Origin of the sequence: Bacteroides sp. MSSM.1001136sp1_RTP21357st2_D2_RTP21359_211015, from assembly GCF_040913205.1 — a bacterium.
Taxonomy (GTDB): Bacteria; Bacteroidota; Bacteroidia; order Bacteroidales; family Bacteroidaceae; genus Bacteroides; species Bacteroides ovatus.
The window spans coordinates 1-12,113 of record NZ_JBDFVF010000039.1 but is presented as its reverse complement, the minus strand read 5'-3'; the positions used below and the strand labels follow the sequence as shown (position 1 = coordinate 12,113).

At 38.9% G+C, this 12,113-nt stretch carries 8 protein-coding genes; 2 read left to right on the top strand and 6 right to left on the bottom strand.

The features are described from left to right. Positions 1-84 precede the first annotated feature (84 nt). Positions 85-561 carry a Dps family protein gene (locus tag AB5217_RS20745; RefSeq protein ID WP_004305814.1) on the top strand — a complete coding sequence of 159 codons (477 nt, stop codon included), beginning with the start codon at positions 85-87 and terminating at the stop codon, positions 559-561. A gap of 95 nt (positions 562-656) precedes the next feature. On the opposite strand, the gene AB5217_RS20740 is transcribed toward AB5217_RS20745, so the two are convergent. The 6 genes from AB5217_RS20740 to AB5217_RS20715 form a co-directional block, all read right to left on the bottom strand. Continuing rightward, on the bottom strand, positions 657-1,856 hold the full coding sequence (locus AB5217_RS20740) for a DUF1735 and LamG domain-containing protein (RefSeq protein WP_032845129.1): 1,200 nt from the start codon (positions 1,854-1,856) through the stop codon (positions 657-659). 21 nt (positions 1,857-1,877) lie between these two features. After that, on the bottom strand, positions 1,878-2,948 hold the full coding sequence (locus AB5217_RS20735; protein WP_032845130.1) for a glycoside hydrolase family 18: 1,071 nt from the start codon (positions 2,946-2,948) through the stop codon (positions 1,878-1,880). Positions 2,949-2,978: 30 nt separating this feature from the next. After that, positions 2,979-4,619 (bottom strand): SusD/RagB family nutrient-binding outer membrane lipoprotein, encoded by a 1,641-nt coding sequence (locus AB5217_RS20730; RefSeq protein ID WP_032845136.1) that lies wholly within the window; start codon positions 4,617-4,619, stop codon positions 2,979-2,981. A 22-nt stretch (positions 4,620-4,641) separates the two neighbouring features. Further along, the gene (locus AB5217_RS20725) at positions 4,642-7,962 is read right to left on the bottom strand and encodes a SusC/RagA family TonB-linked outer membrane protein (protein ID WP_042994504.1); all 3,321 of its coding nucleotides are present in this window, start codon (positions 7,960-7,962) and stop codon (positions 4,642-4,644) included. A 253-nt stretch (positions 7,963-8,215) separates the two neighbouring features. After that, the gene (locus tag AB5217_RS20720; protein WP_032845132.1) at positions 8,216-9,136 is read right to left on the bottom strand and encodes a FecR family protein; all 921 of its coding nucleotides are present in this window, start codon (positions 9,134-9,136) and stop codon (positions 8,216-8,218) included. 165 nt (positions 9,137-9,301) lie between these two features. Next, positions 9,302-10,522: an InlB B-repeat-containing protein gene (locus tag AB5217_RS20715; protein ID WP_229115841.1), complete on the bottom strand. Its 1,221-nt coding sequence runs from the start codon at positions 10,520-10,522 to the stop codon at positions 9,302-9,304. Positions 10,523-10,971: 449 nt separating this feature from the next. On the opposite strand from AB5217_RS20715, the gene AB5217_RS20710 reads away from it, so the two are divergent. After that, positions 10,972-11,535 carry an RNA polymerase sigma-70 factor gene (locus AB5217_RS20710; RefSeq protein WP_032845134.1) on the top strand — a complete coding sequence of 188 codons (564 nt, stop codon included), beginning with the start codon at positions 10,972-10,974 and terminating at the stop codon, positions 11,533-11,535. The last annotated feature ends 578 nt before the right edge of the window (positions 11,536-12,113 follow it).

The window sequence follows — 12,113 nt, the reverse complement described above, 5'->3', positions numbered from 1 at the left end:
CAGTTTGACAGCAAGCATTTTACGCCTTATCTTTGCAGTACAGAAAAAAAGAGAACAAGTATAAATCATTAAAAATAGAAGAATATGAAAACTTTAGAATTTATCAAATTGAACGAATCGGGAGCAAACAACGTAGTAGCATCTTTGCAACAACTATTAGCAGACTTCCAAGTGTATTACACCAATCTTCGCGGTTTCCACTGGAATATCAAGGGACATAATTTCTTTGTACTCCACAGTCAATTCGAAAAGATGTATGATGACACGGCTGAAAAGGTGGATGAAATCGCAGAACGTATCTTGATGCTGGGTGGTACTCCTGCCAATAAATTCAGCGATTATCTAAAAGTAGCAAATGTGAATGAAGTGGATAAGGTAAGCAACGGAGACGAAGCATTGAATAATATCCTTCAGTCTATCAGCTATCTGATTGGTGAAGAACGTAAGATCTTATCTATCGCTTCTCAAGCCGGAGACGAAGTAACCGTTTCGATGATGAGCGATTATCTGAAAGAACAGGAAAAGTTGGTTTGGATGTTGGTGGCTTATAATAGCAAGTAATTAAGATAAAAGGTTTAGGTTAAAAAAAGGAGATGTGTCAAAATAATCACATCTCCTTCTTATTTCTATTCAAACTTACAAATAAACTAGAAGAATCAAGGACAAGGTACCTCAGTCATCCATTCTATATCGCCAGTTCCTTGTTTTACAGCAGTATGACCGTGCCCGGTATAATCCTTACACTCGTCACTCATGTCATCCAGTTTCCAGTATCCTTCCAGTCCTTCACTGTCCACTTCTACAAAACAACGGTGAAGCGGATTCTTCAACTCGGAAGCAGTCAATGCCCTTGTCCAAAAACGTGCTTCGCTCACAGAGCCTTTCAAATAGAAACCGTTTTGCACTCCTGGCGCAGCTCCGATGTAGAACTTATCTGACAATGAAATCGGATTTGCATATTCCGCTTGTACAAACAAAATTCCATCAATGTACAAAGACAGGGTATTATTTTCAAATACTCCGGCTACATGATACCAAGCATTCTTTTCGAGCGTATATCCCAACTTACCAGCATACACTGACCACCCTTTCGTTGCAAACATAAAGACAGGCACATCACCTTCACCTCCCACACGGTCAGGAGTTCCATCTACAAAAATCCATGTACCTTTCTCTGCATTCTCTCCAACAGGAAAACCTATAATACTCATTAGATTACCACCATAGTATTTAGGGAACTCCCATAAACTTACTCTTGTTTCGATAGTAAATGCGCTCATATTCTGGAATCTGCTGACATCATTATCCTTAAAGTTTATCTTAAAATAATTCTGTCCATTCAGTTTAGGAACATTCACAAGTAACTTCCTGTTGACTATGACATATAAAACATCACTTCCCGGCAAACCAGGATAATCTTTATTTTTACTAACCAACTTTACAGGTAACAAAAAATTAACGCCTTTCTGTATGGCATCGATATCCTTTACCACCAATTTTACCGCTTCAGAACGATATTTTCCACTTTCTATCAATACGGAACTACTTGACAACACACAAGCACCTTCCGGTAATGTCTTGTAAGATTCCCCATGATCACTATTATAACGTTCCACCAACGAATTGTCAATCATCAATTCACCTTCTATATTTGAATTTGCAACCAACGAACTGGAAATTGTTATTCCCAGTTCATCGTTATTGTTCGTTGCAGAGAAAGTCGTTATAGGAGTCTTTTCAGCAGCAGTGATATACACCGCTTCCACATCTATGCTTTCATTGCAGGACGTTCCTATAAACACAAGACATGAAAGGCAAGCAACAGCCCATATATTTTTTGTGAATAAATTCTTCATTTCTTTATAACTTTATAATTGTTATTCTTCGACTTCATCCTCTCCTCCTTCAGATTCATCTTCCACTGTTTTACCAGCAGGATTCATAATCTGAATCGCCTGACGTGCATAATAGTAATTATTAGGTGGTACCGGCAAATTCAAATGGTTTCCTTCAGCATATCCGAACTGTAATACATAAGCGCCACAACCCGCTACATTATTCGGACTTTCCGCAGCATAATGCGCCATTCCCCATAAACTGGGGATGTATTCATTATTATACCGGTATCTCACTCCACCTTGTCCAAACGCATTGCCAACCTGGCTCACCCATTCGCAAAAGATTCGCTTTTCATTTGGAAATCCCTTTCCATAGTCTTGATATCCATTCTGACATCTTCCATTCAATGAAGATTCGGAACTGGCATTATATGCCTGACCTATAAAATAATCAAAACGATCTGCATATTCAGCGTCATTCCACTGTCCGTCAACAACCAACAATTTATGTTTGCCATTCACCTTAAATTGTTCATCACACTTAGGCCCCAGGTATTTGCTCATCACATCAATAAAAGTACGCATCATTTCCGTGGTATAGCTATCCCCACCGAAACTAGGTTCGTAATCCAAATCAAACCCGTCCAATCCCCATGTATAAATAGAATCAACTAGATTTTCAGCGTATACTATCATCGAATCCAAGTCCTCTCTTCCTTCTCCAGTCGTAGCAAAATATTTATCTGGCCACATTGTCAACAATACTTTGGTACCTCTGTGCTCTTGAAGAAACTTCACATCTTCCCGATTCTGCTTATTATTCACATATCCCGTAAAGAATGAGACAATATCAAGACTGTCCGGGATACCTCTTAACCGGGTCTGCATGGAAGAAGTAGCAGGACTATAGTTCATCCATGCAAAGAAAATCTTATGTTTCGAATTTTTGTAGGCAATCAACGCAGCCTCTTCTTCCGGCGTCAATTCCTTATATTTCATTTCCGGCAAAATAGTCGGTTCAGCTTCTATCCAATCGCTGCATCCGATAATCTGGGTCACCATAAACAGACAACACAGAAATTTTATTATCCGATCGTTTTTCATATCCATATAAAACTATTAAGATTATACACTATATTTTTAATTCTGATAAGGTTTATCATTTCTTTTATCCCACCAAAGTTTCGTTCCACCATTATCTGCACCACCGAGCAATTCAGAATTATTCACGGCTTCTTGATACAAATCGGGATAATCTTTCGACAAGTTGGTAGGATAAGGTAATCTAGCCACTTGTTTTTTAGAATCAATACGCCCACCACTATTGTTTGTAGCTACCCGAATCACTCTCGGACATCCCGTTCTTCTGAATTCGCTCCATGCTTCTTGTCCGTCAGGGAACAGAGCAATCCACTTTTGAGTAATGATTTTCTCCAACTTTTCATCAAAGCCAGTGGCATCCGCCCAATTCACTGACACTTGTCCCGTACTACTGTCACTATAACTGGAGTTCTTCGGATCAACATAACCTTTCGGCAAAGTAGTCCGTTTTATGTATGCACTCGCGTCTCCCGCTTTTGCTTGAGTAGCCCCCAGAGGTTGGGAGAAAGCAGTTGCAATTCCATTTTCATACAATGTTTCTGCATCGCCTCCCGCATTCCATCCACGCAAAGCAGCTTCCGCACGCAGAAAATAGACTTCCGCAGCATTCATAAACTGGATAGGCGTACTTGAAGAGACATTCAGATTAGAAAATACCTTATAGTCATTTCCATTGAACATACTACCACATCTGATTCCGTTATATTCTTTAAATCCTGAAACTTCCGATTTGGCAAACCAAATATCCAGACGAGGATCCTCATACCCTTTTAAATAGCCCTCCATGGTTGCTCCCAAACGACTGTCGTTATAAGTATAACAAATCATATACAAAGGATTGACTGTTGCAGAACCATCCACTTTTAACATGGCATTATCCTCATTATCAATAAATACACCGTCTCTTATTGCCTCTTCAGCTTTCTGCTGGGCCATCGTTTCGTTTACATAAACGATACGAAGAGCCAGACGCAACTTTAAAGAATTGGCAAACTTTACCCACTTTTCAAAATCACCACCATAAATCTTATCATAACTCACCAATGGTTTGGCACCGGGATTATCTTTGATAAATTCTTTCAATATCCCGATTGCTTCATCCAGTTCACTAAAGAACTGTTCATAAATGACTTGTTGTGAAGTGAACGGAACATTAGAAGCTGGTGCGAAATCCTTATAAGGGACCGGACCATACATATCCGTGATACGGTGCATACCGAATACTTTCAGAATCTGTCCCACCGCAAATGTGGAAGGATTGATATTCCTCTTGGTGTAAAGAGTATACCAAGGAGTCATATAATTCTGATAAGCCACAGTATAAGCAGCCGCACACCAGTCAGGATACATGTCATACGTCGTATTATTCCTTCCGTTACTATCAAACATGTTGGAAGCTCCCTGATGTCCGGAAAAGATATCTCCGGCAAGGCTGAACATTTTCTGATAGTTATTGACATCTATATTCTGATCTTTTGTAATACATGGATACATCTGATACTGCATCTGCGTTATCATTGATCCCGTACCCAGGTTATCATACCCTAACTCTTCTTCCGTTACGGCATTGGGATCGGTATTTGTCTCCATGAAATCTCCCGTACAAGCTCCCAACATCCACAAAGAACAAGCAGAAACCAGAAGCAGACTTTTGCCGAAATATCTATTATTTAGTATCATTTTCATCTGTTTGTTAATTTAGTTATAATGTAAATTTAAGACTCACACCGAAGCTTCTCAAGCTCGGCATCAGGAAGTAATCGATACCTTGATAGAAAGTACCCACCGAAGAGGTCAGTTGCGGGTCGAAAGGAGCCTTATTATAAATCATAAACAAATTACGTCCAGTCACGGACAGAGTCAAATCCTTCACAAAGTTCTTGAACAATGGTTTGAAACGATAAGAAAGTGAAGCTTCTCTCAAGCGTATATTGGTAGCATCATATACATAATTGGACAATACACCTGTACCTGCTCCCATTTGAGTATAGTAAGTTTCCGCATCCATCAGCACTCCGTTTACAAGCACACCACCATTGTCACGTGCCTTTGCACTCTGTTCGGATACACCGAAAGAATCCAACACAGCTTGTGTGGCAGAAACCACTTTTCCGCCAATCCGGGCGTCAATCAAGAAAGAAAGAGTAAACCCTTTATAACTGAACGTATTGTTAAATCCCAAAGAACAATCCGGATTGGTATTTCCCGCATAAATCAGGTTTTCATTGTCCACCATCATACTCAAAGTATTTGGATTCACATATACATATCCATTTCCGTCTTTCTTCACCGAATTGACATATATATCACCGATAGAACCGCCTTCATCAATATAGTTCCGGAATGAATAAGAAAGACCACCCATGTCAAAATGCGAAACATCCATATTGGCTCCAGTGAACGGATTAGGAATATTTCTTACCAATTCCACAATCTTATTTTTATTGTATGTAACGGTCAGTTTAGGCGAATAATTAAACTCTCCAAACGTCAGGTCGGCATCAATGGAAGCCTCAAGACCTTTATTGTTTACTTTGCCGGCATTCACATAGAAGTTGGCATAACCGCTACTTTCTGGTGCTCTGAATTTGAACAACTGGTCGTAAGTGTTAGCATTATAATACGTTATGTCTAATCCCAACTTGTTATTCAAGAAGCGAGCATTCAGACCAATTTCAAACGATTGTGTCTTTTCAAATTTCAAGTTATCGATAGGTAGGTCAGGATTGATGCTTACACCACCACCCGGACTAATCGGATAAGACGGAATCGTGATTCCTGCAAGTGACATCGGTACATTTCCTACCTTGGCATACGACAGGCGAAGCTTGGAGAACGTCAATATTTTCTCCGGAACTTTGAAGAACTCTGTCAACACAAAAGACATACCTACCGACGGGTAGAAGAAACTCTTGTTTTTGGTATTGGCTAACAATGAAGTCCATTCGTTACGTCCGGTTACATCAAGGAATATTTTTCTTTTCCAATCCACAGAAGCACTGAAGAACACAGCTTGCGACTTCATCGTTTTACCTTCCTGATATTGGGGTTCCGGAGTCAGGTTGTTCAATGTAAACTTATTGGCTACACTGGCAAGAGGTGCTCCGAATTCCAGTTTGTTAGAATTGGCCGTATAATCGAATGACGCATTCTTAAAGCTGGCACCCGCATTGACTACAAATCCCCAGTCTGATATCGTTTTCTGGAAATTAGCAATCACATCCCCATAATCCTGGATATTCTTTTCCGTTGCCAACAAATATGAACCTTTATCCGAACTGGAAGCCAGCAACAACAATGTAGAAGCATAATTCTTGATTTCATTCTTCTTGTTATCGCGGTCCGTACGGAAACGAGCACTGATGTTAAACCATTCATTGAACGTATATTTCAAGCTTCCTCCAATAATGAAACGCTCGTTATGGTTAATGTTGAAATTGCGGTGCGTAATCCAATACGGATTCTGAATACTTCTCTTTTGGTCGCCATAAGGCCAAAACTGAACCGGGAATCCTCTGTCCGCACTATAACGCTCGTAAGATTTATACTTATCTATATTATCACCGCGAGGAAACAGATAGATCGGTACAATCGGATTATAATAGTCACCCTGCGAAAGCATATTCTGTGCTTTCTTGTTCGTATACATAAAAGTAGCTCCCAAAGAAAGTTTGTCCGTAATGGTATATGTACCATTATAGGAAACGTTGTAGCGGTCGAGATTGTTGTTATGGACTACCCCACGGGCATTATAAGAAGAAAGAGAAATATAGGATTTATGATTCTCCGTTCCCAACTGTGCCCCGATGCTGTTGGAGAAACTCATGCCTGTGTCAAAGAAATCTGCCGGATCATAATTCGCAGGAGTCTCCAGCTTCGGTCCCCAACTGGAAAATTCATCCGTCCGGCTTCCGTACGTATTTTGCAACTTCGGCAAGAGAAGTGGTTGGTAGAAATCGGAATAATGGGAGAATGAAATACGAGGCTTTCCGTCTTTCAGTCCTCCTTGTTTGGAGGTCAACATGATTACTCCATTCGCAGCCTGACCACCATAGAGAGCAGCTGCCGAAGGTCCTGTCAACACAGTCACTTCCGCAATATCCTCCATATTGATATTGGAGATACCGTCACCTTCGTCCACTCCGCCATACTGCGCATTAGAGGTAGCCCCTCTCCGCGGGAAAAGGTCGGGAAGCGGTATACCGTCCAACACATACAATGCATTATTGTTTCCTTCTGCATTTACAGACTTGCTACCACGCATCACCACCTTTGTGGAACCGCCGATACCGGAAGCTCCCTGGCTAATTGTGACACCTGCCACCTTACCGTTCAACGCATTCGGAACACTAGCTTCTTTGACAGACATAAACTGTGCATCTCCCAATTTCTGTACATTATAACTCAATGCCTTGTCCGAACGCTTGATCCCCAATGCAGTGACAACGACTTCATCAAGCACTGCATTGTCTTCTTGAAGTACAATATTCAAAGTCGCATTTCCCGTAATTGTTACATTTTGAACCGTGTATCCTACATAAGAAAATTCAAGGACATCCCCTTTCTTCGTCCTAATCGTAAAATTACCATCCATATCTGTAATTGTACCGATATTTGAACCTTTTACTTTTACATTTACTCCAATAAGAGGTTCGCCATTCACATCCTTTACTATACCTTTTACGGGAATAGTCGCATCTTCCATTGTTTTTTGCACGAAAGGTTTTGCGGAAAGAATAATCTGTTTATCCACCACCGTATAAGATATAGAAGTACCCCAGAATATTTCATCCAGAATGTCCTGTATCTTGCCGGAATTATTATTCACTGAAACAATGCGGTTCTTCTGAATCGCCTTATCATTATAAAGGAACACATAATCCGAACTTTCCTCTATCTTATTCAGTACCTGTTCAATAGATACATTATTCATCGAAATGACTCCCCGTATACGTTGGGCATAGCCATTTGCTGCAGAAAGTTGCAACACGACTGCAAAAAGTAATGTTAGACTAATCCTCATAACTAAAGGAAGTTTTAGATTTAAAGCATATTTAAAGCATAATGCAATAAATGAATGATTTTTTTTCATACATTTGTAGCTGACTAAAGTTTATTACTAAATGAACTAAGGTGTTGATTCCGGTTAGCGTTTGCGAGACCCTGTACCGTGAATCTTAGATTTGGGAGAAGACAGCCGTTGGTAGCGGCCCTCCTCCCTTTTTTGATTATCAATATGTGTTATATCATAGGCTATTTGTTTTTTCAGATGATTACTAATATAAATCTACTATTATTTTCGTCTTTGTAAATGTATCATCTTCCCGTTGTTCGGGAGTCAAAATCTTCCATTTCAGGTTTGCCGACTTAGCTAAATAATCTAATATCTGCGTCAATGTTTCCGTTCTGAAAGTGGCCCGATAGCTATACTCCTTTCCCAAATGATTATTGAATTCAATATCTACATTGAAATGGCGTTCCAGACGCTTGATAATTTCTTCCAACGAAGCATTTCGGAATATCAACTTTCCATCCTTCCAAGCCACCTTCCCATAAACATCCACTTGATTTTTCTGCACCTGGCGGGTTTGTTTGTCATAAACCAATTGTTCGCCGGGAATCAGTGTAATCGTCTCCTGTCCGGGAGTCACTACATTGACTTTTCCTTTCTCCAATACAGTTTCTATGTAGTTATCGTCCTCATAAGCTGTCACGTTAAATTGGGTACCATACACATATACGCTCAATCCATTCGGCGTATTCACATAAAACGGACGCTCCGGTTCTGCCTCCACTTGAAAATAAGCCTCACCAGTCAGTTCCACATTGCGGTTGTCTTTTTTGAAAACAGTAGGATAACGCAACTTACTACCTGAATTGAGCCAGACAACAGAATGATCCGGAAGTTCATAACGCACCACCGTTCCCATGGTAGAAGTAACTTCTGCGTATCTTATTTCTTCTTCCGATTCTGCAAAATATAAATATCCCAAAATCAATGAAGCCAATAGCAACGGTATGGCCAGAAATGCAGCACAACGTATCAGTTGATTGTGCAGTCTCGTCCTTTTCAGTCCTCTAATCTTCATTTGAGACTGTCGATAAGCAGTTAATGCATCAATCGACTCCATTTCTCTAATATCATCACCCAAAGCTTTCGCCTTGCGGAATGATGCCTCCAGTTCTTTATTATCCATATTTCCTTTTTATAATTGCAACTACATAAATAATACAACCGACTCATTGAAAAGGGACACAAAAACCAATAATTGTTCACAAACTTGAGAAAAAACATCCGCTGGATCTTTTTTGTCGCACATAGAAAAAACTGCGGATGTTTTCCGTTTCATTGTTGTTACAAATTATATCGCTCCGACATATTCAAATCTCACTACATTTACAGAAGGATATGATACATTTGGCTGTAAAATCAATACACCCTCAATAGTGTATATTCCAGTACCCTCATCATATTTTACAGTAAATGAACCAGGGTCGTCAGAATCTAAATTCCGATAACTTCCACCACCCGATATTGTCACATAGGCGCTACTCATCTGGTCTTTTGAATATTCTCCCGGCTTCAATTCAGTCGATTTCAAGGTTACCTGTACGCTATTACCGTTATCATCTCTTAATATTAACATCAAATTGCCAAATTGGTATTTAACGGCCTTAGTCAATGTCAAATGAACATCCGCAGCAGGCATCGTTTTAGTATCCACATTTGCATTTTCACTAAGATTCTTCAAGTTACTTTCCCAAAAAGAAATTTGTTCATCAGTCATTATGGCTTCAAGAATCTGAACTTCTCCCTCTTCTGTCACTTGATTGCCGCAATGGAGCATATAACCATTCTCATATACCATAGTCTTTAATTTCAATGAAGACAAATGATTGTTGTTACAGTACAATTCTTTCAGTTTTCCACTTCCCCCCACAGATAAATCAGTCAATTCATTATGACTGCAATCAAGTTTAGCAAGCTGGGACCATACGACATTTAATGTAGTCAATTCATTTCCACTAATTTTCAACACTTCCAATCCTGTAAATTCAGTTAATTCATTCACACTTTTTATTTTGACTCCATTCACCCCACCGGTAATATCAATAGCTTTTACTGCTGACGCTTCATCAGGGGAAAGTACACCGTTACCATTCGTGTCCCACTTCGGATAAGTAACTCCGTCTATTTCCTGTTCTGTATCCATTCTGGATTGACAATAAGCTTTCAATGCAGGGTCGGTTATTCTTTCAAGCACATCATTTCTTATCATAAATGTAGCTACAATTACTACATCCTCCATAGGCATAGTGAATGTGGAAGGATTTGCCTGCACATTCTCAATTACAGTATTACCGACTCTTATTTTCCATTCTTTAAATAAAAAGCCTTCAGCAGGAGTAGCCGTAACAGTGATAGCTTCTCCCGCTACGGCAATTTCCTTATCAGCTGTTGCAATGGCACCACCATAACCGGCAAATGCAGTAATTGAATGAACCTGCTTGTCTTCGTCTTCTCCACACGAAAAGAATATAACACAAACTACAGCCATCAATAAAAAACTCAATCGTTTCATGTTTTTCAATTTTTGTTGATTAATAAATTTATTACTAAATGATTCAATGTTACCAACAAACTCCTCTTGTTTCACTAAGGCGGTGAATTATCCTCACTTATCCACATTCATACTAATGATAAACTCACTTTTGATTCCTGTCAGCGTTTGCGAGACCCCGGACTATGAATCTAAAAACAAAAGAAGAAGATTGTTAATTAAGGTTCGTAGTGTAATTCAATTGAAATATATATTCCATAGGCTATTATTTTAAGTTCAACAACATTAATAATACAAACAGGATTCCCAAAAAGGACAGAGAAATCAAACTTTTTTTTATTTTTCCCGAATCCAGTTAAAATGAGGCGATAATATCAACTGAAAACCAAAAAAAGAACAGGAAATTAGGTTTAACCGACTATCTTATTATATATTTGCATCGAAATGAAAAAACACAGAATCCCAAAATAATGAAAATTTCTTTTTCTACACAGACTAAAGACCGGACTTTCAAGCAACTTTATGAGGAGTATTACGCCCCTTTCTGCCTGTATGCAAAAAGATTCATTGACGATTTGGATACACGACAGGATATCGTTTCAGATGTATTCGCTTCATTATGGGACAAGATGGATACCGATTCTTTCGACCTACAATCGGACACGGCATTGGGATATATCAAGATGTGCGTGAAAAACAGTTGCCTGAATTTCCTGAAACATCAGGAATATGAATGGAGCTATGTGGAAAACATACAGAAGAAAACTCCAGTCTATGAAACGGAACCGGATAGTGTATATACTCTTGACGAACTGTACAGAATGTTGTATGAAACATTGGACAAACTTCCGGAGAACTACCGTACAGTATTTATGAAAAGCTTCTTTGAAGGCAAAACACATGTAGAAATTGCAGAAGAGATGAATCTCAGTGTGAAATCTATCAACCGTTACAAGCAAAAGACAATGGAACTTTTGCGCAATGAACTGAAAGACTATCTGCCATTGTTACTTTTATTAATCTATCGCACCTAACAGTCTCTCCTTATCATCACACACTAACTATTACTTGTCCGTCCGGAAAGTATTAACAGTAAAGTTGCTATCGACTAATAGCAAACTTGCAAACCCTTATATATAAAGTTATTTTTGACTAATCATAAACTATAAATGCAAGCTTCGTTTTTATAATCAAAGGTTGCATTTATAAAAATGAAACTTGCAATTATATAATCAAAGCTTGCATTTATAGTTTATAATAGGTGAAAAACAAGTTTACTATTAACCCAAAACAAGTTTACCCTTAATGAAGAATAACTTTTCTATTAATGATTCAGGCGTAAAATAGCAGTAGATTGTTATACAACTGCTATGAGAAATAACAAGAATGAGTATGAGAAATGCCTGTTTTTAGGGATAGAGCACAGGAAAAGTATGAGAAATGCCAACTTTTAAAAGTATTTCTCATACTCTATTACATTATGTTTCAACAGGTTGACTTATATTCATGAGAATATGAGAAATAAAATTGCCAAATCTGGTTCTTCGTCAAATTTGGTGGTAATCTCTTTTTTATTTCAACTGTCTTCTTCTTTCTTAATCCTATTAAAAGT

Coding starts and splice junctions, on each gene's coding strand:
- AB5217_RS20710 (WP_032845134.1), top strand. CDS start 10,972: ATGAAAATTTCTTTTTCTACACAGACTAAAGACCGGACTTTCAAGCAA.
- AB5217_RS20725 (WP_042994504.1), bottom strand. CDS start 7,962: ATGAGGATTAGTCTAACATTACTTTTTGCAGTCGTGTTGCAACTTTCT.
- AB5217_RS20735 (WP_032845130.1), bottom strand. CDS start 2,948: ATGGATATGAAAAACGATCGGATAATAAAATTTCTGTGTTGTCTGTTT.
- AB5217_RS20730 (WP_032845136.1), bottom strand. CDS start 4,619: ATGATACTAAATAATAGATATTTCGGCAAAAGTCTGCTTCTGGTTTCT.
- AB5217_RS20745 (WP_004305814.1), top strand. CDS start 85: ATGAAAACTTTAGAATTTATCAAATTGAACGAATCGGGAGCAAACAAC.
- AB5217_RS20740 (WP_032845129.1), bottom strand. CDS start 1,856: ATGAAGAATTTATTCACAAAAAATATATGGGCTGTTGCTTGCCTTTCA.
- AB5217_RS20720 (WP_032845132.1), bottom strand. CDS start 9,136: ATGGATAATAAAGAACTGGAGGCATCATTCCGCAAGGCGAAAGCTTTG.
- AB5217_RS20715 (WP_229115841.1), bottom strand. CDS start 10,522: ATGAAACGATTGAGTTTTTTATTGATGGCTGTAGTTTGTGTTATATTC.